Source organism: Streptomyces sp. MJM8645, from assembly GCF_001625365.1.
Taxonomy (GTDB): Bacteria; Actinomycetota; Actinomycetes; order Streptomycetales; family Streptomycetaceae; genus Kitasatospora.
Window position 1 is genome coordinate 6,681,817 of record NZ_LJJF01000001.1, and the last position, 22,156, is coordinate 6,703,972.

General features: G+C 73.9%; 19 protein-coding genes. 8 read left to right on the top strand and 11 right to left on the bottom strand.

Going from position 1 to position 22,156, the window contains the following annotated elements:
- Positions 1–5 precede the first annotated feature (5 nt).
- On the bottom strand, positions 6–1,355 hold the full coding sequence (locus tag A6F73_RS28390; RefSeq protein WP_063350373.1) for an aldehyde dehydrogenase family protein: 1,350 nt from the start codon (positions 1,353–1,355) through the stop codon (positions 6–8).
- Between the two features lie 119 nt (positions 1,356–1,474).
- Here A6F73_RS28390 and A6F73_RS28395 point away from each other — a divergent pair, with 119 nt between their 5' ends.
- On the top strand, positions 1,475–1,924 hold the full coding sequence (locus A6F73_RS28395) for a MarR family transcriptional regulator (protein WP_244293532.1): 450 nt from the start codon (positions 1,475–1,477) through the stop codon (positions 1,922–1,924).
- Between the two features lie 56 nt (positions 1,925–1,980).
- Here A6F73_RS28395 and A6F73_RS28400 read toward each other — a convergent pair whose 3' ends face one another.
- From A6F73_RS28400 to A6F73_RS28410, 3 genes are all read right to left on the bottom strand, one after another.
- Positions 1,981–3,333 (bottom strand): erythromycin esterase family protein, encoded by a 1,353-nt coding sequence (locus A6F73_RS28400; protein WP_079136089.1) that lies wholly within the window; start codon positions 3,331–3,333, stop codon positions 1,981–1,983.
- A gap of 142 nt (positions 3,334–3,475) precedes the next feature.
- Positions 3,476–5,119 carry an amidohydrolase gene (locus tag A6F73_RS28405; RefSeq protein WP_063350375.1) on the bottom strand — a complete coding sequence of 548 codons (1,644 nt, stop codon included), beginning with the start codon at positions 5,117–5,119 and terminating at the stop codon, positions 3,476–3,478.
- Between the two features lie 48 nt (positions 5,120–5,167).
- Positions 5,168–5,800 (bottom strand): TetR family transcriptional regulator C-terminal domain-containing protein, encoded by a 633-nt coding sequence (locus A6F73_RS28410; protein ID WP_063350376.1) that lies wholly within the window; start codon positions 5,798–5,800, stop codon positions 5,168–5,170.
- Positions 5,801–5,871: 71 nt separating this feature from the next.
- On the opposite strand from A6F73_RS28410, the gene A6F73_RS28415 reads away from it, so the two are divergent.
- Positions 5,872–7,308, top strand: coding sequence for a cytosine permease (locus A6F73_RS28415; RefSeq protein ID WP_063350377.1), 1,437 nt, complete (start codon positions 5,872–5,874; stop codon positions 7,306–7,308).
- 161 nt (positions 7,309–7,469) lie between these two features.
- Complete coding sequence (locus tag A6F73_RS28420) at positions 7,470–8,132, top strand: DUF6461 domain-containing protein (protein WP_063350378.1); 663 nt, start codon at positions 7,470–7,472, stop codon at positions 8,130–8,132.
- 65 nt (positions 8,133–8,197) lie between these two features.
- Here A6F73_RS28420 and A6F73_RS28425 read toward each other — a convergent pair whose 3' ends face one another.
- Positions 8,198–9,418, bottom strand: a complete 1,221-nt coding sequence (locus A6F73_RS28425) for a sigma-70 family RNA polymerase sigma factor (protein WP_063350379.1) — start codon at positions 9,416–9,418, stop codon at positions 8,198–8,200.
- Complete coding sequence (locus tag A6F73_RS28430) at positions 9,415–9,786, bottom strand: YciI family protein (RefSeq protein WP_063350380.1); 372 nt, start codon at positions 9,784–9,786, stop codon at positions 9,415–9,417. Before A6F73_RS28430 ends, A6F73_RS28425 begins: the two co-directional genes overlap by 4 nt.
- Before the next feature lie 295 nt (positions 9,787–10,081).
- Here A6F73_RS28430 and A6F73_RS28435 point away from each other — a divergent pair, with 295 nt between their 5' ends.
- A complete protein-coding gene (locus A6F73_RS28435) occupies positions 10,082–11,002 on the top strand; it encodes a polysaccharide lyase (RefSeq protein ID WP_208869126.1) in 921 nt (306 codons plus the stop codon).
- Positions 11,003–11,006: 4 nt separating this feature from the next.
- On the opposite strand, the gene A6F73_RS28440 is transcribed toward A6F73_RS28435, so the two are convergent.
- From A6F73_RS28440 to A6F73_RS28455, 4 genes are all read right to left on the bottom strand, one after another.
- Positions 11,007–11,411, bottom strand: coding sequence for a hypothetical protein (locus A6F73_RS28440; RefSeq protein ID WP_063350381.1), 405 nt, complete (start codon positions 11,409–11,411; stop codon positions 11,007–11,009).
- 135 nt (positions 11,412–11,546) lie between these two features.
- Positions 11,547–13,373: a putative Ig domain-containing protein gene (locus A6F73_RS42605; protein ID WP_063350382.1), complete on the bottom strand. Its 1,827-nt coding sequence runs from the start codon at positions 13,371–13,373 to the stop codon at positions 11,547–11,549.
- Positions 13,374–13,860: 487 nt separating this feature from the next.
- Positions 13,861–14,466, bottom strand: coding sequence for a hypothetical protein (locus tag A6F73_RS28450; RefSeq protein ID WP_063350383.1), 606 nt, complete (start codon positions 14,464–14,466; stop codon positions 13,861–13,863).
- Entirely contained in the window at positions 14,463–14,843 is a 381-nt protein-coding gene (locus A6F73_RS28455) for a PadR family transcriptional regulator (protein ID WP_063351622.1), read from the bottom strand. Before A6F73_RS28455 ends, A6F73_RS28450 begins: the two co-directional genes overlap by 4 nt.
- A 243-nt stretch (positions 14,844–15,086) precedes the next feature.
- Here A6F73_RS28455 and A6F73_RS28460 point away from each other — a divergent pair, with 243 nt between their 5' ends.
- From A6F73_RS28460 to nadE, 4 genes are all read left to right on the top strand, one after another.
- Positions 15,087–16,673: an alpha/beta hydrolase gene (locus A6F73_RS28460; protein WP_063350384.1), complete on the top strand. Its 1,587-nt coding sequence runs from the start codon at positions 15,087–15,089 to the stop codon at positions 16,671–16,673.
- Between the two features lie 16 nt (positions 16,674–16,689).
- A complete protein-coding gene (locus tag A6F73_RS28465) occupies positions 16,690–17,349 on the top strand; it encodes a DsbA family protein (RefSeq protein WP_063350385.1) in 660 nt (219 codons plus the stop codon).
- 115 nt (positions 17,350–17,464) lie between these two features.
- A complete protein-coding gene (gene ftsH / locus A6F73_RS28470; protein ID WP_063350386.1) occupies positions 17,465–19,381 on the top strand; it encodes an ATP-dependent zinc metalloprotease FtsH in 1,917 nt (638 codons plus the stop codon).
- 110 nt (positions 19,382–19,491) lie between these two features.
- A complete protein-coding gene (gene nadE / locus A6F73_RS28475) occupies positions 19,492–20,325 on the top strand; it encodes an ammonia-dependent NAD(+) synthetase (protein ID WP_063350387.1) in 834 nt (277 codons plus the stop codon).
- A gap of 53 nt (positions 20,326–20,378) precedes the next feature.
- Here nadE and A6F73_RS28480 read toward each other — a convergent pair whose 3' ends face one another.
- The gene (locus A6F73_RS28480; protein WP_063350388.1) at positions 20,379–22,079 is read right to left on the bottom strand and encodes a DUF885 domain-containing protein; all 1,701 of its coding nucleotides are present in this window, start codon (positions 22,077–22,079) and stop codon (positions 20,379–20,381) included.
- Between the last annotated feature and the right edge of the window lie 77 nt (positions 22,080–22,156).

Here is a 22,156-nt window from a genome sequence, read left to right on the forward strand (position 1 = left end):
AACGGTCAGGCGAGGGGCTTGTCGACGACGGCCTTGGCGTGGCTGAAGGTGTCGAGGGAGTACTCGCCGTGGTAGCGGCCCATGCCGCTCTCGCCGACGCCGCCGAACGGCAGCTCGGGCATGGCGAGGTGGGAGACCGGCAGTCCGAAGGTGAGCGCGCCGGAGGAGGTCTCCTCGGTCAGCCGCTGCTTGGTGTGCGCGGACTCGGTGAAGGCGTAGAGGGCGAGCGGCTTGTCGCGCTCGTTGATGAAGGCGATCGCCGCGTCGAGGTCGGGCACGGCGACGATGGGCAGGATCGGGCCGAAGATCTCCGCCCGCATCACGGGGGCCTCGGGGGAGACGTCGGCGAGGACGGTCGGGGCGAGGTAGCGGTCGGCGCGGTCGTGGGTGCCGCCGGTGACGGTCCGACCGTCGCCGAGCAGCGCGGTGAGCCGGTCGAAGTGGCGCTCGTTGACGATCCGGCCGTACTCGCCGCCGGCCGCCGGGTCGTCGCCGTACAGCTCTCGGACGGCGTCGGCGAGGTGGGCCTCCAGCGCGGGCGCGCTCTCGCCGATGGCGAGGACGTAGTCGGGGGCGACGCAGGTCTGGCCGGCGTTGAGGAACTTGCCCCGGGCGATCCGCCGGGCGGTGACCGCGAGGTCGACGTCGGGTTCGACCACCACCGGGCTCTTGCCGCCGAGTTCCAGGGTGACCGGGGTCAGGTGCCGGGCGGCGGCCGTCATGACGATCCGGCCGACGGCGCCGTTGCCGGTGTAGAAGATGTGGTCGAAGCGCTGCTCCAGCAGCGCGGTGGTCTCCGGGACGGCGCCCTCGACGACCGCGACGGCCGCCGGGTCGAGGTAGCGCGGGAGCAGCCGGGCGAGCGCGGCGGAGGTCGCGGGGGCGAGCTCGCTGGGCTTGAGGACGGCCGCGTTCCCGGCGGCCAGTGCGCCGACCAGCGGGGACAGGGCGAGCTGGAGCGGGTAGTTCCAGGGCGCGATGATCAGGACCACGCCGAGCGGGTCGCGCACCACGCGGGCCGCGGCGGGCTGGAAGAACTCGGGTACGGCGGCGGGCTTCGGCCGCAGCCACTGCTCCAGGTGGGCGACGGTGTGGTCGAGCTCGTTGAGCGTGAAGCCGATCTCGGTGCGGTAGGCCTCGGCGGTGCTCTTGCCGAGGTCCTCGTGCAGGGCCTGGAGGAACGCCTCGGACTGCTCGGTGAGCAGCGAGCGCAGCGCCGCCAGCTGGGCCTGGCGCCAGGCGAGCGGCTTGGTCCGGCCGGTGTCGAAGGCGGCGCGCAGGCGGGCGACCGTGGCGGCGGCGGTCTCCGGGGCTTCCGGGACGGCTTCCGGCGTGGCGGCGGGGGTGTGGTTCATGAGGGTCTCGCGGTCCTTCCAGCTGGCTTGAGGACGTCGATGGTTTATGACCTCAAGCATTCTTGGACGGTAAACCTCAATGGTTGAGGATGTCAAGCAATGTGCCTATGCTCGACACCGTGCACCAGAACCCCCACCCGGACCCACCGGCCACGCCGATCGAGCTGATGGATCAGCTCGCCCGGGTGGCCGCGGCCTACTACCGCCACTTCGCCTCCGCCGCGGCCGGGCACGGGCTGACCCTGATGCAGGGTAAGACCCTCAGCCTGCTCACCCGGCCGCGCTCCATGCGCGCCCTCGCCGGTCTGCTGTCCTGTGACGCCTCCAACGTCACCGGAATCGTCGACCGGCTGGAGGGCCGCGACCTGGTCCGCCGCGAGCCCGACCCCGCCGACCGCCGGGTCAAGAGCATCGCCCTGACCGACCGGGGCGAGCAGACCGTCCGGCTGATCCGGGCCGACCTGATGTCCGGACTGACCGCGCTGGAACAGCTCTCCGGCCAGGACCGGGCCGCCCTGGGCGCGCTGCTGGACCGGGCGTTCCCCGAGACGGCGGCCCCGCCGGCCTGAGGCCGGGCCGCCGGTCCGAGGCGGGGCCGCCGGTCCGAGGCGGGGCCGGAGTCAGGTCAGAGCTTCTCGGCCTCGTGGACCTGGTGGAGGTGGATGAGGACGTCGTGGGCCCGCCCGAGGGCGACGGAGGGCAGCGGGTCCTTCGTGAACGTGGACCCGGCCTCGTAGACGGGTCGGGCGGTGTCCAGCCAGTCGCGGACCACGCGCGGGGCGGTGCGCAGGTCGACGTAGTAGTCCTGGCGGCGGACCTGGTCCAGGGTGTACTCGTTCATGCCAGGCGTGGCCGCGGGCACGGTGTTCTTCTCCCAGTCGGTGCCGAGGGCGGCGCCCATGGTGAGGAAGGAGCCCCGGTCGAAGGTGAACCCGATGTTCAGGTACTCCGGGCCGAGGGTGTCGCGTAGGATCGCGCCCTGCGTCTTGGGGTACATCTCGGGATCGCTGGCCAGGTAGCCGACGTGCCCGTTGTGGGCCGAGAGCAGCATCCGGTCGCCGGTGTGGCGCTGCCACCACGCGGTGTTGTCGGCCATGGCCTGGTCGCGGAGGACCTCCGCGGCGTTCACCGAGGCCTTGTCGGTGAGTTCGAAGGTGGCGAAGGCGAAGGTCTGGGCGATGATGCGGGCGTGCTGCACGGCCCAGTCGTACTCCTCGCCGCCGGCGCCCTTGGCGGCGGTGACCAGGTCCAGCGCCTGCTGCGCCTTGGCGGCGTTCTCCTTCCGCTCGGCCACCGGCCGGTTCATCAGGTAGGCGACGGTGTCGTCGAGCGGGCGCAGGCCCGCGTACAGCCCGTCGACGCGCGCCAGGGCCGCGGGGTCGGTCTTGCGCAGGTAGGCGTCGACCCGGGCGAAGACCTCCTCGCCGAGCTTGGGGGCGCCGACGTCGTCGCCCATGAAGTGGACCGGGCGCTCCGGGTGCTGGCGGTTGTACTCGCGCATCCAGCTGATCAGGTCCACGAACTCCTGGCGCTCCCACGGTGATTTGCCCAGCTCGTCCTTGACGATCTGCCGGGCGTCGCCCTTGCCGTCCTGGAGGTACTTGTCGATCTTCAGGCCCGCCGACCAGCTCATCTCCAGGGCGAAGGTGGTGAAGCCCTTCTCCTGGACCAGGTAGCGGAAGACCCGCTCCTTCATGGTGAAGAACTCGTGCGAGCCGTGCGTGGCCTCGCCGAGGCCCACCACCTTGGCGTCCCCGACCATCGCGCCGAGCGCCCGCAGGTCGCTGGTGCTGCCGCCGGGCTCGGTCGACCGCAGCGGGTGCGCGGACCGCTCCAACGCGCGGACCACCGTGCCCCGCTGGCCGTCCGCCGCAGGGGCGGCGGAGGCCACCGGGGCCAGCAGGGCGGTGGTGGCGGCCGCCACCGTCGCCGCGATCAGCCCGCGCCGGCCGATCATCCGCTTGTTCGCCGTGGTCATGATCTCTCCTCAGTTTCCTTGTCCCGAAAGCTCGGTGAGATGATCATCGTCCGCGGCGGGGGTGCGGCGCGCTGGGGCCGACCGCCGGGTTCTTCGGGGGGATAACCCCCGACCTGCGTCGATGCGGGCTCCGCCCGGTGGGTCAGAGCGCCGCGGCGCGGTGCGTCGGGCGGCCGTCCAGGACGGTGAGCAGCACGGGGACGTCCGGCAGTTCGGTGGCGGGGGTGGTGAGCGGGTCGGCGGCCAGGGCGGTGAGGTCGGCGCGGTGCCCGACGGCGATCCGGCCGGCCTGCTGCTCCTCCCCGGCCGCGTGCGCGGCGTTGACGGTCATCGCCCGCAGCGCCTCCAGCGCGGTGAGCGCCTGCCCGGGGTGGTGCGGCGGCTGGGTCAGGTCGCGGCTCGGGCGGCGGTGGCGGGCGCCGGCCAGCACGCCGAGCGGCGGGTAGGGGGCGATCGGCCAGTCCGAGCCGAGCACGACGGTGGCGCCCGCGTCCCACAGGTCGCGGCAGCGCCAGGCGCGGTCGGCGCGCTCCTCGCCGAGGCGGCGGGACCAGTTGTCGGTGTGGTCGGCCCGGGTGAAGTCGCAGCAGTGGGTGGGCTGCATGGAGGCGGTCACGCCCAGCTCGGCGAAGCGCCGTACGACGGAGTCCGGGACGGTCTCGATGTGTTCGATCCGGTGCCGGACGGTTCGCGCCCCGGCAGCGGCCGTCCCCGGGGCCTGCGCCGAGGCCGCGGCCACGGCGTCGAGCGCGTGGCGGACGGCGGCGTCGCCGATGGCGTGGGTGGCGGTCGGCACGCCGGCGCGGTGCAGGTGCGCGATGACGCGGGTGTACTCCGCCGGGTCGGGCCAGAACGCGTGGGTGGACTCGCCGTGGCAGTCCGGGCGTTCCAGCCAGGCGGTGCCGTTGTCGATGGTGCCGTCCATGAACAGCTTGACGCCGTCGACCCGCCAGAGCCGGCCGCCCCGGTGCTGCTGCTCGACGAGGGCGCGCAGCCCGTCCGCGTCCACCCCGGGCTGGCACCAGGGGGCGACCCGCAGCCGCAGCGGCAGGTCGCCCGCCTCGTCGAGTTCGGTGTAGAGGTCGAGGCTGTCGCCGTTCGCGTCCATCGCGTGGCCGCCGGTGAGGCCGGCGGCGGCCATGGCGGCGAGCGCGGCGGCCAGGCGGGCGCGGCGTTCGGCCCGGGTGGGCTGGGGGGCGGCGCGTTCGACCAGTTCGCAGGCGGCGTCCTCCAGCAGCAGGCCGGTGGGGCGCCCGGTCGCGTCGCAGACCACCTCAGCGGCCTGGGCGAAGCTGCGCGGGCCGTCGACGCCGGCGAGTTCCAGGGCGCGCGGGCTGGCCAGCATGGAGTGGGCGTCGAAGAGTTGGAGCAGCGCCGGGACGCCGTCGAGGACGGGCGCGAGTGCGGCGGACTCCACCGGCCGGTCGCCGAAGACGTTCGGGTCCAGGCCCCAGGCGTGCAGCCAGGCGCCGGGGGCGAGGGTGCGGACCTCGGCGGCGAGGGCGGCGCGGACCCCGGCGAGGTCGGTGCAGCCGGAGAGGTCGAGGCCGTGGGTGAGTTCGGCGCCGGTGACCGGGTGCAGGTGCCCGTCGACCAGCCCGGGGGTGACGACGGCGCCCTTCAGGTCGACCACCGTGGTGGCGGCGTCGGCGAGCCGGCGGATCTCCCGGTCGTCGCCGAGGGCGGCGATCCGGCCGTCGGCGACGGCCAGGGCGGTCTGCGGGAGGGGGCCGCCGGTCGCCGGGTCGAGCAGGCGGGCGGACAGGAGGACGAGGGAGGTGCGCACATCGGCTCCAACGGTGCTGCGGGGCGGGGGAGTTGAGGGGTGGAGTGGTCAGTCTTTCCAGGTGAGGGAGCCATCGGGCAGGCCGAGTTCGCGTTCGGCGGTGGCCACGGCGAGCCGGGTGACGGCGGAAGGGTGGTCGCGCAGGCCGGTGTTGGCGTGGGCGGCGAGGCCGTCGATCACGACCAGGATCTGAAGAGCCGTCACGTCGACGTCATCGGTGCGGAATTCACCCTGGGTGACGCCCGCTTCGATGACGCCGCCGAGTCGTCCGCGCCAGCCGGCCTGCTGCTCCAGGACCCGGTCGCGCAGGACGGGCCGGTAGCGGCTGAGGTGGCGGGCGTTGATCCAGAGCCGGCTCATGTCGTCGTAGGCCGGCCCGGTGGCGCGGGCGAAGAACCGTGCGAGGTGGTGCAGCGGCGACCCGTCGTGCGGGTCGGCGGGCAGCAGCGTCTCCAGTTCGGCGGTGGCGGCGCTGCCGAAGGCCTCGGCGACGAGGTCCTCGACGGCGGGGAAGTAGTGGCTGATCAGACCGGGTCTGACGTCGAGCTGCTCGGCGATCCTGCGCAGCGTGATGCACTCCAGGCCCTCGGTGAGGGCGACGGCGGCGGCTGCCTCGACGATCTCCGCCCGCCGGTCGTCGGCGGATTTGCGGACCCGTTTGCGCTGAACGCTTGACGTCATGTGCCGGATGCTATTGAGTGTGCGACCAATAAGCAAGTAGGTGGGCACGACACCCCCACGGAGGGCCCCCAATGGCGTCCACGCTCCCGGACCACCCCCACCCCGACACCCGCGCCGCCGCGCCGCTCCAGCAGGAGCGGGCCGGCCGGGTCGAGGTCCACGGCATCGACCACATCCCCGAGACCGAACGGCGCGGCCGCGCCCGCGAACTCTTCCCCGTCTGGGCGGCGGCCAGCGTCAACTACCTCAACCTGGTCGTCGGCGGCGCCCTCGTCCTGGCCGGGCTCGACCTGCCCCAGGCGTTCGCGGTGGTCGTCGTCGGCAACCTGTTCTGGCTGGGCACCGGCCTGTTGGCGGTCTCCGGACCGGCCGCGGGCGCGCCCAGCGAGGTCATCACCCGCGCGATGTACGGCGTCCTCGGCAACCGCGTGAACAACGCCGTCACCGGCTGGATGATCTCCGTCTGCTACTTCGCGCTCAACCTCGCCGCGGCCGCCGTCGCCGCGTTCTCGCTCGCCGAGCAGGCCGGGATCACCCCGACCACCCCGATCAAGATCGCCATCGTGGTGGCCATCGTCGTGGTGACGCTCACCATCAGCGTCTACGGCCACGCCGCGATCCTCCGGCTCTACCTGCCGATCACCCTGGCGCTCGCCGCCGCCTTCGCCGTCGTCGGGTACGTGGTGCTCCGGCACGCCGACTTCGGCTACACGCCCGCCGAACCGCTCTCCGGCACCCGCCTGTGGTCCGCCGTCCTGGCCGGCGTCACCCTGATCGCCTCCGGCCCGCTGTCCTACACCACCAGCGCCGACTTCTCCCGCTACCTGCCGCACACCACCTCCCCGCGCGCCGTCCTCGGCTGGACGGCCCTCGGCGGCTTCCTGCCCAGCGTCGCCGTCGGCGGCCTGGGCGTACTCGCCGCCAGCGCCGTCGACATGACGGACCCGCAGGCCGCCCTCCAGCGGATCCTGCCCGGCTGGTTCGACCCGGTCTTCCTGCTCGCCCTGGTCGTCGGCACGATCGCGGTCAACGCGCTCACCGCCTACAGCGCCGGACTCGCCCTGCAAGCCGTCGGCATCCGGATCCGCCGCACGCTCAGCGTGCTCGTCGACGGCACCGTCGCCGTCTGCCTCACGCTGTACGCGCTGCTGGTCTCCAACTTCCTCGACACCGTCAGCAACGTGCTCCAGCTGACCGTCGTCCTGCTCGGCCCCAGCACCGCGATCTACGCCACCGACATCCTGCTGCGCCGCAACCGCTACGACGGCCGCGCGCTCACGGACGAGACCCCGGGCAGCCCCTTCTGGTACCGGGCGGGCGTCAACCCGGCCGGTGCGCTCGCCCTCGCGGCCGGGGTGGCCGGCGCCGCGCTGTGCGTGGACACCCTGTACACCGGGCCGGTGGCCGCGCTCGTCGGTGCGGACCTCGCGCTGCCGGTCGGCATGGTCGTCGCGGCGGCGGTGTACGCGGTGCTGATGCGCGGGAAGCTGAACCGCCGGGGCGCCTGAGCGCGGCCGTCCGACGGCCCCCGTCGAACTGCCCTTCCTCCGAAGGGTGCTGAGGACGCCCGGCCGGGACGCTTCCGGGGGGCCGCCGGTTGTCAGTGGCGTCCGTTAGGGTGCGGACCGGCGGCCCGGCCACGCGGGCCGGCGCGAGGTGAGGGGGCGTCATGACGGACGGTACCGAAGGGGCGGGGGGCGAGGAGGGCATCCGGTGGCTCGCGGACGCCGGGCGCTCCGTCGACGGCGTCCTGTTCGCCCGGGGGATACCGCCGCAGGAGCTCGCCCGCCGGATGGGCGCCGATCCGGCCGCCGCGGCCGGGCCGCTCAGCGGCACCGAGGTGTGGGACCTCGACATCGAGGTGTTCCGCCCGAGCGACGACGGCGACGGCGTGATCCGGGTCGGCGAGTCCGGTGAGTGGTCCTTCGCGGTCGAGTACGGCGACTCCACCGGCGGCGAACGGCTCACCGAGATAGCGTGCGACGGGGTCGAGGTGGTCCACTTCCGCCCGATGCCGGACCACCCGCCGGCGCTGCTCGACTACGCCCGCGACGGCGCCGTGCTGTGCGGGTTCGGCCTCGCCGAGGAGCGCTGGCGCTGGGGCCGGGAGCCCGACCTGCTGGTCCCCGAGCTGGTCGCCGCAGGCGTCCTGGAGCCCGACGGGATCACCCGCGGTCCCGGGGGCGAGCCGCCCGCGGCCGTCCGCCGCCGCACCCTCGGCGCGGTCGGGCGGCGGTTCGGGCTGAGCCTGCCCCGGGCCGTCCTCGGCGAACTGCGGCTGCCGACGTACGCGGTGCGGGGCAGGCCGGGGATGGAGCCGCCGGGTCGTTGAGCCGGGGCCGGCCCCGGGCCCGCCCCGGCCGCGCGCTGGACGTTTTGGACGCCCCGGACGCGTGTTCAGCCGGAGCGTGGCCCGGTCCGGGCGGCCCGGGCCTCCAGGTAGCGCCGCTCGGCGAGGCTGGCGGTGGCCTTCGCGGCGCGCCGGTAGTGCTCGTGGGCGCCGGCCGGGTCGCCGGCCTTCTCCAGCAGGTGCGCCCGGACGGACAGCAGCCGGTGGTGCCCGGCCATCCGCCCGTCACCGTCCAGGGCGGACAGCAGGGCCAGCCCGGCGGCCGGGCCGTCGGTCTCGGCGAGCGCGATCGCCCGGTTGAGGGTGATCATCGGGTTGGGCGCGATCCGTTCCAGGATCAGGTAGAGGGCGTGCACCTGGGGCCAGTCGGTCTCCTCGGCGGTGGCCGCGTCGGCGTGCGTGGCCGCGATGGCGGCCTGCAACTGGTAGGGCCCCAGGGTCGGGCCGGCCAGCGCCGCCTCGGCCAGTCCGACGCCCTCGTCGATCAGCGCCCGGTCCCAGGCCTTGCGGTCCTGCTCGTCCAGCGGCACCAGGTCGCCGGCCGGGGTGGTCCGGGCCTCCCGGCGGGCGTGGGTCAGCAGCATCAGCGCGAGCAACCCGGTCACCTCGTCGTCCCCGGGCAGCTGCGCGTGCACCGTCCTGGTCAACCGGATCGCCTCGCGCGCGAGGTCGGGGCGGTGCAACTCCGGTCCGGAGGTGGCGGTGTAGCCCTCGTTGAAGATCAGGTAGAGCACGTGCAGCACGACTCGCAGCCGTTCCTCGCGCTCCGCGCCGTCCGGCAGGGCGAACGAGCTGCCGGCGGCCCTGATGCGCTGCTTGGCCCGGCTGATCCTGGCCGCCATGGTGGCCTCCGGCACCAGGAACGCGCGGGCGATCTCGGCGGTGGTCAGACCGCCGACCGCCCGCAGCGTCAGGGCGGTCCGGGAGGCCGCGGTGAGCGTCGGATGGCAGCACAGGAACAGCAGGACGAGCGTGTCGTCGGTGTCCGGCACCTCCGGCGGCACCGCCTCGGCGGCCGTCGCCGACTCCCGTTCGCGGCGCGCGCGGTCGCGGCGCAACTGGTCGATGAGCCGCCGGGCCGCGACGGTCACCAGCCAGCCGTGCGGATTGTCCGGCACCCCCTCGGACGGCCACTGCACGGTGGCGGCGAGAACGGCCTCCTGGACGGCGTCCTCGCACCCTTCGAACCGGCCGTACCGGCGAACCAAGGTGCCGAGGACCTGCGGCGTGAGCGCACGCAGCAGGTCCTCGAAGTCCGGTGCTGTCATGCCTCCAAGTGTCCGTCGGCGAACATCACCTGCCGCACCTCGACCCCCAGGCCCTCGATCGCGGTGTCCGGGATCAGCGCCGCCAGCGCGATCGCCCGCTCCTTGTCCTCGCAATCGATCAGGTAGAAGCCGCCCAGGTACTCCTTGGCCTCCAGGAACGGGCCGTCGGTCACCACCGGCTGGCCGTTGCGCACGGTCACCACGGCGGCCTGGGTCGGATCGACCAGTGCCTGGGTGGTGATCAGCTCTCCGGACGCCTTCAGCGCCTCGATGAACTCGCCGTGGCCGTGGCCGATCGCCGCCTTCTCCTCGTCGGTCAGCGCGTCCATCACGGCCGGGTTGATGTGCAGGCTGATCAGGAACTTCATCTCGTGCTCCTCGTGGTTCGCGGGCCCGGCTGGGCTCCTCGACCGGTGGTCGGAGCCGTCGCCGCGGTCTTGACGTCCTCCGCCGGAAGATCGGATGAATCTTCGCGGCCGCAGCGCCACCTCGCACCTCGCACCCCGCCCGCATCGGGAGGGCCGGGGGCCGGGGACCCCGCCCCGCCGTCACCCGGGAGTGTGGTGGCCACGTCACATCGGGCGCCGCTACTGTGACCCGGTGGCGGAGCGTCACATGGAGCGGGTGGGCCGTCCCGGCCCGGTCCCGTCGGGAGGGGCAGTCATGAAAAGCACTCGTCGTGTGTTCGGATCGGTGCTCGCGGCTGCCGCCCTGGCCGCCTGCGCCCCGTCGACGTCACCCGCCGCGGCCTCGATCGCCGCGCCGGCCGCCTCGGGGTCCGAGGGAGCGAGGGGAGCCGCGCCGGCCGCGGTGGCGAGCGGGAAGACGGCCTGGACCGGCCAGTTCCGCGGTTACGGGACGGACCAGTGGAAGCACGCCTGGGGCGCGGCCGACCAGGGGACGTGGGGCGGTTCGGACTTGAGCGCGGTCGACGACGCGGCCGCTCCCGGGGGCGGCTCGGCGCTCCAGGTCGTCTACGGGGCCGGGTCCTCCTCCAACCAGTGCGCCGACTGCCCGAACCCGGGCGGCGGCCAGTTCTACACGGATCTGACCAGCCTGGGCCTGTCCGCCCTGGCCCAGGGCAAGACGCTGGACCTGAAGTACTCCCTCAAGTTCCCGGCCGGCCGGGACTGGGGCAAGGCGGGGAAGCTGCCCGGACTGTACGGCGGCAGGATCGGTGAGGAGTCGGGCGGCAACCACGGCGCAGGCTGGTCGACGCGCTACATGTGGCGCGGCGCCAAGGGCGTGCCGGACAACGGCGAGGTCTACCTCTACACCCCGACCAACTCCGGCCCGACCGGCTACGGGGTGGACGAGGGGCTCGGCGACTGGCGGTTCCAGGCCGACGGCGCGTGGCACAGCGTCGAGCAGCTGGTCGACCGCGGCACCGGGGACGTCACCGTCTGGTACGACGGCCGCCAGGTCTACGCGGCGCGCGGGGTGGCCTCGGGCATCGGCGGGATCCCCTTCGGCGGCGTGTTCTTCTCCACCTTCTACGGCGGCCACGACACCAGTTGGGGCCCGGCGAGCACCCAGCGCGCCTACTTCGCGGACTTCTCGCTGTCCTCCGGCGTCCAGCACTGACCCGTCAGCCGACTGTCACCGTCACGGTGAAGGCCCGCTGGCCGGGCGGGCAGGCCAGTGCCTCGCCGCAGGTGGTGCGGTGGGCGGAGAGGCGGGCCGTGCCGGGGGAGGCGGCGAGGAAGCCGGCGGTGACCTGACCGCAGCCGCCGCCCGGCCGGCAGGAGGGGGCGGGGGTGGTCGCGGTGGCGGTCGGACGCAGCGTCCGCGGGCTGTCGCCGGCGGCCGGGGACCAGTAGGTGCTGTGCAGCTCGACCCGGATGACGGTGCCGGGTGCCACCCGGACGGTCGTGCCGTCGGCGTGCTCGTCGAGCACCAGGGCGGGCGGGCCCGGCGCGGCGGGGCCGGGGTTCGACGAGCAGCCGGCCGCCAGGGCGAGCAGGGCGGCTGCCGCGAGCTTTCGCACCGTCACGGCTCTCCTCCTTCACAGGGCGCGATGTTGTCGGGGCGCGGTGTCCTTGGGGCGCAGTGTCCTTGGGACGCGGTGCCGCCGGGGCGGGCCGTGGTGGCCCGCCCCGGCGGCGTCAGGGGCGTGGACGGGCGGCCGTCAGGAGACGGTCACGTCGTCGTAGTAGGTGTAGGTCGGGTCGCCCGGGTAGTTGTCGTCCACGTTGGTGAGGGTGAGCGTGTAGCTGTGGCCCGGGGTGACGGTGCCGGAGGCGGACTTCCAGCCGAGGCCGCTGGTGCAGGTCTTGGCGAGCACCGTGGCCGTGGTATTGGTGGTGTTGTCCTTGAGGGTGGCGGTCGCCCAGTCGTAGGTGACGGTGTCCGGGCAGGTGACGTCGTACCAGAAGGCGACCTTGCTGCTGCCGGTCGGGGCGGTGAAGGTCTGGCTGGCCGTGGACGTGGTGGTGGGGCCGGTGGAGCCGAGCATGGCGCCGTAGCCGCCGGTGTGCTTGGCGGCGCTGGAGGCGGCGGCGCTGCCGGTGGAGGCCCAGCCGCTCAGGGTGCCGGTCTCGAAGCCGCCGTTGGTGAGGCCGCCGCCGCCCGTGGAGGTGACGGTCCAGCCGAAGGCGGCGGAGCCGGAGGCGCCGGTGGCGTCCTTGGCGGTGACCGTGACGCTCGCCGTGCCGGCGGTGGTCGGGGTGCCGCTGATCAGGCCGGAGGCGGAGATGGACAGGCCGGCCGGCAGGCCGCTCGCCGTGTAGGTGAGGGTCTGGCCGGAGGCGCTGTCGGTCGCCGCGATCTGCAGGCTGACGGCCTTGCCGGTGGTGCCGGTCTGGGCGCCCGGGTTGGTGACGGTGACGGTGTTGCCGGTCGTGCCGCCGACGATCGGGTGGGACATCTCGCAGCCGCCCGCACCGCTGTTGAAGTCGTTCGCCCAGGTCGACTGCATGGCGAAGCTGCCGGTGGTGAAGCCGACGTTCGCCGAGGCGCCCTGGCCGCTGCTGACCCAGGCGCACTTGTCGCCGTTCTCGGCGCCGCTGCTGTCGGTCCAGCCGCCGGCCGGGTTCTGGTCGGTGATGGTCTCGGCGTACTCGTGGCCCTCGACGATGGTGACGCCGTCCAGGGTGCCGGCCGTCCCCGCGTTGACGAAGCTCTGGCCGCAGCCGGAGCCCGCGTCGGTCACGTACGGCAGGTTGGTGAAGGCCAGTTCGCCGTACGGGGAGGAGACGGCGCCGCCGGTGAGCGTGGTGTCGCCGGTGTAGTCGTGCCAGGCGCAGAAGTTGCCGGACGCGGTGTTGAAGCCGTCGGGGGTGGTGCCGGTGGGGGAGACGACGACGTACTGGTCGTTCCGGTTGGCCGCGGCCGTGGTGTTGCCGAAGTGGCCGGACGCCTTGACCGCCTCGGCGCCGATCTGGTTGCCGGTCGCGGAGGCGGGCGCCGCGGCGGAGGTGTCCACCCAGACGCCGGCGAGCGCGCCGCCGGTGGGGTAGGCGACGTGCGCGGAGTTGCCCGGGCAGGTCTGGGAGCCGGCGGCGACGCCCTCGCAGTACTGCGTCATGACGCCGGACCAGAGCTCGCTGCCCGCGCCGATGCCCTTGAACAGCTGCTGGAGGCGCGGGGCCATGCCCTTGGCGTCGCCGCTGAGCGTGGTGTTGCCGTTGGTGTCGGTGCCGGAGCTGCCCCACTGGGAGCCCCAGAACACCAGGTAGACGTGCTCCGGTCCGGTGGTCACGCCGATGCTCGGACTGCCCGCCCCGCCACCGTAGTTGAGGTTGTTGGCGGAGGTGGCGTTCGGTGCGGCCTGGTGGCCGCGCAGCGGGACGGCGCCGTGCCGGTACGGGTGGTTCGCCGACGCCGCGGGGTGCGCGGCGTCGTCGGGCTGCGCCTGGGCGGGTGCCGCGGTGAAGCCGGCCGCCGCGAGGGCGAGCGCGGCGACGCCGGTGAGCGCCGCCCGTCCGGCGAGACGGAACGTGGGGGTTCGGCCCATGTGAGGGTTGCCTCTCTCATGCCGACCGCCCGGGCACCGGTGGGTGACGGGTGGTCGCGAAGGACAGGGAGAGGCCGGAGGCGGTGGAACGCCTGGATGACCCGCCGCACAACGGATCACCGGGGGGAAACAGGCCCGCCTCGGCCGCCGAGAAGCAAAGCAGCCGCCGGAGAACGGGGTCAACGAGCCTGACGGTAAAGTGAGTTGCCTTGATTCCCGCGTAATGGAAAAGCCCCCAGACGGAGGGGGTGGCGGTTCGGGTTCCCCAGGTCCGCACACTGTATGCGGGTTTTCGTTAACCGTATGAACGGCCTTGGCCGAAAAGGGATTTGATGGTGAGAAACAGGTAAGACATTAGCCGCCGGGCAGAGGCGCGCGCAAGCGCGAGCCTCCGACGTGCGGAGGCCGCCCCCCTTGTACATGGGGGCGGCCTCCGGCATCACCAGGGGGGGCCGGTGAAACGTCAGTGTTCTTTGGTGAAGCCGGTTCAGGCCGTGAGTGCGGCGTTGCGCAGCCGGGCGGCGGAGCGGGCCAGGAGGAACGCCGCGAGCAGGGCGGGGCAGAAGCCCACCACGCAGGCGGCGAGGACGGCGGTCGCGGTCAGGCCGAACGGGGACACGACGGCGGCGGCGATGCCGGCCAGCGGAGTGACCAGGACGGGGGAGAGCAGCAGCAGGGCTGCCAGCCGCTTCTCCCGGCGGCTCCACTGCGTGGACCGCCACACCCTGCTCGCGGCGATGACGGCGGCGGCCAGTGCGAGCGGGGGCCCGATGGCCGGGACGAACGACAGCGGAACCGGCAGCACCGCGAAGACCAGGGTGCGGGCGGTGCGGCCGCGGCTCTCCGGCTCCGGTCGGGTGCCGCCCTCCTCGTCGAGCGCGGCGTCGGCGATCCGCCGGGGGCTGCCCAGCTGCTCCAGGACCCGCCGGACGGCGGCCTCGTCGGCGGGGTCGCACTCGGCGAGCGAGACCTCGATGTGCTCGCGCAGGTCCGCGAGCAGTTCGCGGCGGCGAGGCTCGGGCAGCGGAGCGGTGTACCGGGCGACCGCGGCCAGGTGGGTGCGGACCAGGGGGTGCTCGATGGGGTTGTTCACGGGTTCTCTCCCGGGGCCAGGACGTGGTCGACGGTTTCGCGGAAGGCGGGCCACAGCGTGGCGAACTCCTCCAGTGCGCTGCGGCCGGTGTCGGTGAGGGTGTAGTACCGGCGGGACGGGCCGCTGGCCGAGTCGCGCAGGAAGGTGTCGGCGAGGCCGGCCCGGCGCAGCCGGGACAGCAGGGGGTAGATGGTGCCCTGGCTGGTCGCCAGCATCGGGAACCGGCCGAGCTCCTGCAGCAGCTCCACCCCGTACCGGGGGCCGTCCCGCAGCAGCGCCAGGACGCAGTACTCCAGTACGCCCTTGCGCAGTTGCGTCGCCACCGGCCCGTCGGCCGCGCCGGCGTCGCCGTCGTGGTGTGTGATGCCAGGTACCATGCGATGCAAGATAGCATGCGACGCCAGGTAGTGGGCGGTCCGGACGAGGGCCACGGGAGCGACCTCACCCGGACGGCGGGTGGCAGCCGGACCGCCGCACGCCCCTCCACCGGCCCTTCCGGCGGGCGCAGTCGCACCACCGCCCCTAGGGTCTGTGGTGCGTTGACCGTGCCGAGCGCCGGGGCGTACGCCGCCCCGCCGTCCGCCGGGGCGCGCCCGGCAACCCGAGAGGTGGACCGCTCCATGCACACCGTCGTCCGCGGCGCCGGCGCTTTCGGCCTGGCCGCGCTGCTGCTCGCCTGTGCCGCCGGCTGCCAGGGCGACGCCCGCTCCGCCGTCGAGCCCGCGCCGACCTCCCCGGCCGGCTCGCCCGGCTCACCCGCCGCGTCCGCGACCGGACTCGCGGCCCAGCATCTCGACTGGCAGGCCTGCCCGGCCCCCAGCCCCGCGCAGGGCAGCGGCACCGCGCCCGCCGGTGACTGGCAGTGCGCCACCCTCAAGGCGCCGCTGGACCACGGCAAGCCGGACGGCGAGACCATCGACCTGGCCATGATCCGGAGCCGGGCGAAGGACGAGAAGCACCGGATCGGCTCGCTGCTGTTCAACTTCGGTGGCCCCGGCGCCTCCGGCGTCGCCACGCTGCCCGCCCTCGCCGCCGACTACGCCTCCCTCAACGCCCGCTACGACCTGGTGAGTTTCGACCCCCGCGGGGTCGGCGCCAGCGCCGGGGTGAGCTGCCTGGACGACAAGGCGATGGACGTCAGCCTGGCAATCGACAACACCCCCGGGACCCCCGACGCGGTGAAGGCGCTGGACACCAGCAACGCGCAGTTCACCGCCGCCTGCGAGCACAACTCCGGTCCGGTGCTGCCCTACGTGGACACCGAGAGTGCCGCCCGCGACCTCGACCTGATGCGGCAGGTGCTCGGCGACCAGAAGCTCTTCTACTTCGGCATCAGCTACGGCACCCAGCTCGGCGGCGTCTACGCGCACCTGTTCCCGCACGAGGTCGGCCGGATCGTCCTGGACTCGGTCGTCGACCCGACGAAGGACCCGCAGCAGTCCGCGCTCGGCCAGGCCAAGGGCTTCCAGCTCGCCTTCGACAACTTCATGAAGGCCTGCGCCGCCGAGGAGGCCGCCGTCTGCCCGACGGGTGCCGGCGGCGTCGAGGGCACGGCGGCGGTCACGGCGCTGCTGCAGAAGCTGGAGCAGTCCCCGCTGCCCACCACCGGCGGGCGGCAGCTCACCGAGACCCTGGCCGTCACCGGCATCGCCGCCGCCCTGTACAGCGAGGAGACCTGGCCCGTCCTGGCCGCCGGGCTCACCGAGGCGTTGCAGCAGGGCACCGGCAACACACTGCTCCAGCTCTCCGACGCGATGTTCGGGCGCGACCCGCAGGGGCGCTACACCAACCTGAGCGCCGCCAACCGGGCGATCAACTGCGTGGACGCCCGGCAGCGCTACTCCGACCAGGACGTCGAACAGCAGCTGCCGCAGTTCCGCGACGCCTCCCCGGTGTTCGGCCCCTACTCCGCCTGGGGCCTGACGAGCTGCACCGGCTGGCCGGTGCCGGGCAAGGCCGACCACCCGGACGTCTCGGCCGCCGGCGCGGCCCCGATCGTGGTGGTCGGCACCACCGGCGACCCGGCCACCCCGGTCGAGGGCGCCCACGCGATGGCGCAGCAGCTCGGCCCGGGCGTCGGCGTCAACGTCACCCTCCAGGGCGAGGGCCACGGCGGCTACAACACCGGCGACCCGTGCCTGAAGCAGGCCGTGGACGCCTACCTGCTGGATGGCACGGTGCCGGCCGACGGGAAGACCTGCAGCTGAGAAGTGGCCCACCGCAATGGTGATCGATTGGCCCTGGAAAGCGGTCCACTCGGCGTCTAGGCTCTTCACCGTGACCACCAAAGTCGATTTCTACTTCGATCCGATCTGCCCGTTCGCCTGGATCACCTCCCGGTGGATCCGTGAGGTCGAGCGCCACCGCGAGCTCGACCTCACCTTCCGGGTGATGAGCCTGTCCGTCCTCAACGAGGGCCGCACCGACCTGCCCGAGCGCTACCAGCGCCTGATGACCACCGGCTGGGGCCCCGTCCGGGTCTGCATCGCCGCCGCCGAACAGCACGGCGAGCACGTGCTGCGCGACCTGTACACCGAACTCGGCACTCGCCTGCACGACCAGGACCGGCCCGCCGACGACGCCGTCATCCGGGAGGCCCTGGTCGCGGCCGGACTGCCGGAGGAGCTCGCCGCCGCGGCCGACAGCACGGCGTACGACGTCGCGCTGCGCAAGAGCCACCACGAGGGCATGGACCCGGTCGGCGAGGAGGTCGGCACGCCGACCATCCACGTCGACGGCGTCGCCTTCTTCGGCCCGGTGCTGAGCGCCATCCCGCGCGGCGAGGACGCCGTCCGGGTCTTCGACGGGGTGCGGCTGCTGGCCGGCTACCCGAACTTCTTCGAGCTCAAGCGGACCCGGACCGGCTCGCTCGACTTCTCCTGACGGCGCCGCCGGCCCCCGCGCCGGGGCCGGCCGGTTCGTCCTGGACCTCCCGTCCGGGCCCTTCTCGCCCCACCATGGAGGGGAAGGCCCGGCGGCGGAGAGGTGGTGGGCGCGGATGATCACCCGAATCCGGCTGCGCGCCGCCCGCCACCCCGCGACCCCGCCGCCCCCGGGCGGGGGCCCCGAGCGGCCCCGCACCCCCGGCGGCCCGCCGCCGCCCAAGCCGCCCCCGCCCGCGATGCGCCGCTGGCTGCTGCCCGTCGCCGTCCTGGTGACCCTGCTGCTGCTCATCCTGTTCTCGCGCTCCGGCTCGACCGGCGCCAACTACGGCTACACCGACTTCCTCAACCGGGTCGGCGCCGGCCAGGTGCAGACCGTGGACATCACCGACACCGGCGGGGTCACCGGCACCCTCAAGGACGGCACGCACTTCACCAGCCAGATCCCGACCGCCCTGGACACCTCCCAGCTCAGCGGCGAGCTGGCCGGCCAGCACGTCGACATCACCGCCAGCCACAGCGGCGGCAGCTCGATCTGGTCGACGCTGCTGCTGTTCCTGCCGCTGCTGCTCTTCGGCGGGCTGTTCCTCTGGTCCGGCCGGATGGCCGCCCGCTCGCTCGGCGGCGGCCTGAGCGCCATCGGCCGCTCCCGCGCCAAGATCATCGAGGCCGAGCGGCCCGCCACCCGCTTCGCCGACGTCGCCGGGTACGAGGGCGTCAAGCAGGAGGTCAGCGAGGTGGTCGACTTCCTGCGCAGCCCCGAACGCTACGCCGCCGCCGGCGCCAAGGGCCCGCGCGGGGTGATCATGGTCGGCCCGCCCGGCACCGGGAAGACCCTGCTCGCCCGGGCCGTCGCCGGAGAGGCCGAGGTGCCCTTCCTCTCCGTGACCGGCTCCGGCTTCGTCGAGATGTTCGTCGGCGTCGGCGCCTCCCGCGTCCGCGACCTCTTCGACGAGGCCCGCAAACGCGCGCCGTCCATCATCTTCATCGACGAGATCGACGCCGTCGGCGGCCGCCGCGCGGGCGGCACCCGGCTCGGCGGCAACGACGAGCGCGAGCAGACCCTCAACCAGCTGCTCTCCGAGATGGACGGCTTCGACCCGACCACCGGCATCGTCGTCATCGCGGCCACCAACCGCCCGGACGCCCTCGACCCGGCCCTGCTGCGCCCCGGCCGGTTCGACCGCCAGGTCACCGTCCCGCTGCCCAACCAGGCGGAACGGGCCGCGATCCTCGCCGTCCACGTCCGCGGCAAGACCCTCGCCCCCGATGCCGACCTGAACCGCATCGCCCGCGGCACACCCGGCTTCTCCGGCGCCGACCTCGCCAACCTGGTCAACGAGGCCGCCATCAACGCCGTCCGCGCCGACCGCGCCACCCTCACCGCCGACGACCTCGACACCGCCCGTGACCGCGTCCTGCTCGGCCGCCGGGACTCCTCCAACGCGCTGCTGCCCGAGGAGCGCCACGCCGTCGCCGTCCACGAGTCCGGGCACGCCCTGACCGCCGCGCTGTGCGAACACGCCGACCCCGTCGCCAAGGTGACCATCCTCCCGGCCGGCGTCTCCCTCGGCGCGACCGAACAACTCCCCGAAGCGGAACGCCACCTGTACACCGAGGGCTACCTGATCGACCTGATCACCGTCCAGCTCGGCGGGCGGGCGGCCGAGCTGGTGGTCTTCGGGGAGGGCTCCACCGGCGCCGCCAACGACCTCGCCCACGCCACCGGCGTCGCCACCCGGATGGTCCGCGAATTCGGCCTCTCCCCGGAACTCGGCCCGGTCGGCTACTCCAGCGGCTCCCCGAACTACCTCGGCGACGGCCCCGAGGACCTGTTCCGCCGCCCGTACTCCGAGCAGACCCAGCGCGCCGTCGACGAGGCGGTGGCCCGTCTGCTGCGCCGCGCCGAACGCCGTGCCGTCGACCTGCTCCGCGAACACCGCCACCACCTCGACGAACTGGCCGCCCTGCTGGTCGCCCAGGAGACCGTCGACGGCGCCGTCGTCCTCGACATCCTGCGGCACCCCGCGTAGGCGCTCGCCCCGGCCTGCCGCAGCACCGCCACCACCTCGTCGAACGCGCGGAACCCGCTGGTAGCGTCCAGGGCGGGCACCCACCGTGTCACCTTCACCCGGGAGTCGATATGACCGAACCCCTGTCCGCCGACCTCCAGCGGGAGATCGCCCGCACCCTGCGGGTGGCCCCCGTCCCCAGCCCCGAGCAGGAGGCGAAGCGCCGGGCCGACTTCCTCGCCGACCAGCTCCGGGCGGCCGGCGCCCGCACGCTGGTGCTCGGCATCAGCGGCGGCGTCGACTCCACCACCGCCGGGCGGCTCTGCCAGCTCGCCGTCGACCGGCTGCGCGCCGCCGGACACCAGGCCGAGTTCTGCGCCATGCGGCTGCCCTACGGCACCCAGGCGGACGAGGCGGACGCCCGCCGCGCACTCGACTTCATCCGGCCGGACCGGACCCTGACCGTCGACATCAGGCCCGCGACCGACGCCGCCCTCGACGCGCTGACGTCCGCCGGCCTCACCTTCGCCGACCGCTCCCACGAGGACTTCGTCCGCGGCAACGTCAAGGCCCGCCAGCGGATGGTGGCCCAGTACGCGGTCGCGGGTGCCACCGGCGGCCTGGTCGTCGGCACCGACCACGCCGCCGAGGCGGCCGTCGGCTTCTTCACCAAGTACGGTGACGGCGCCGCCGACGTGATGCCGCTAGACGGGCTGACGAAGCGTCAGGTCCGCTCCCTGGCCGAGGCCTTGGGGGCCCCGGCGGACCTCGTCCACAAGACCCCCACCGCCGACCTGGAGACCCTCGCCCCCGGCCGCCCCGACGAGGACGCCCTCGGCGTCCCCTACGAGGCCCTGGACGACTTCCTGGAGGAGCGGCCGGTGAGCGAGGACGTCTTCCGCACCGTCCTCGGCCACTACCGCCGCACCGAGCACAAGCGCCGCCCGCCCGTCACCCCGGCGTAGCAGCCGAACCGGCCTGACGGTGCGCGGTGCGCGCACCGTCGGAGCGGCGGGCCCTACTGCGCCGCGATCCAGTCCGTGACCAGCGTGTCCAGCACTCCCAGCGGCAGGCTGCCGTGCCCGATCAGCTCGTGGTGGAACTCCCGGATGTCGAACCGGCCGCCCAGCGCCGCCTGCGCGCGCTCGCGGTGCCGGACGATCTCCCGGCGGCCGATCAGGTACGCGGTCGCCTGGCCCGGCCAGGCCAGGTAGCGGTCGATCTCGTTGCGGACGTTGGCCTCGGTGGTGGCCGTGTTGTCCCGCATGAAGGCGATCGCCCGCTCCCGGGACCAGCCGTAGTGGTGCAGCCCGGTGTCCACGACCAGGCGCACGGCCCGCAGGGCGTCGAGCGACAGCATGCCGAAGCGGGAGAGGTCCGAGCTGTACAGCCCCATCTCGTCCGCGAGCCGCTCGGTGTACAGGCCCCAGCCCTCGACGTGGGCGGTCAGCTGGCCGCTCGGCCGGCGCCGGAACTCCGGCAGGTGGTGCAGCGTCTGGGCGACGGCGATCTGCAGGTGGTGCCCGGGCACGCTCTCGTGGAAGGCGATCGCCTCGTACTCGTACCTGAACCTGGTCTGCGGGCGCAGCGTGTTGATCCAGTGGGTGCCGGGCAGGCCGCCCGGGCCCGGCGGCTGGTAGTAGGCCAGCGGCCCGGTCTCCGCCTCGATCGGGTCGATCTCCCGGGTCACGCAGTCGGCGATCGGGTAGGCCCGGAAGTAGTCGGCCGAGGCGCGGCGGGCGCGCTCCAGCGCCTCGTCGACCAGGGTGATGATCTCCTCGGCGCTGCCGAAGCGCAGCGCGCGGTCCTCCCGCAGCGCGGCCAGCACGGCGTCGGGGTCGGTGATGCCGAGCACCCTGCCGCCCAGCTCGGCGAACTCCTCGCGCAGCCCCGCCAGGGTGTCCAGGCCGATCCGGTGGACCTCCTCCGGGGTGAGCCCGGGCCGGGTGTAGCGGGTGACGGCGTCGGCGTAGCCCTCGGTGCCGCCGGGCACGTGGCAGACCCCGGCCCGGTCTTCCGGCCGGGCGTCCGCGGCCAGCCGCTGGGCCAGGCCGGCCCGGTAGCGGGCCACGGCCGGGCGCACGCCGTCGCGGACGATCACCCGGCCCCGGTCGAACTCCGGGCGGCCCTGCAGCGCGCGCAGCAGCTGGTCGTCGTCCGGGTTGGCGACCAGGTAGGCGTCGAGCTGGTCGAGGGCGGCGTCGACGCCGCTGCGCAGCGGCGTGCGGCCCTCGGCGGCGGCGTCCAGGTGGAGCTGCAGGGCGGCGTCGAAGTAGCCCGGCAGGCCGGCCAGCCGCTCCAGGTAGGCGTCGGCGCCCTCCTGGTCGACGGAGGTCATGGCGAGCGAGGTGAAGGCCTCGTTCTGCGGTGCGGTGATGGTCGCCGAGATGCTGAAGTCGCCCAGTCCGTGGGTGATCCGGCCGGTGCCGTTGTCGATCAGCCGCCCGAGCACGCGGTGGGTGACCAGGTCCTCGCCGGCCAGCGCGTCCACCGGGATCGCGGCCAGTCGCGCTCCGAAGCCCGCCAGCGCGTCCCGGTGGCGCAGCGCGGCCGCGCGGGACGGGTCGGGCACCTCGTGGGCGTAGCCCTCGACCCCGCTCAGCGTCGCGTCGAACGGGGCGTGGGCGTTCTCGGCGGCGAAGTACTCCTCGGCCAGGGCGGCGAGTGCGGTGGGGGCGGCGAGTGCGGTGGGTTCGTCGTGGTGCGGCTGGTCGGTCATGGGCGCTCCCCGGTCCGGTGTGGTCAGAGTGACGAGGGTTGCCTGGGCGCCCCGGTGGCGCCGATTATTCGGAGTCG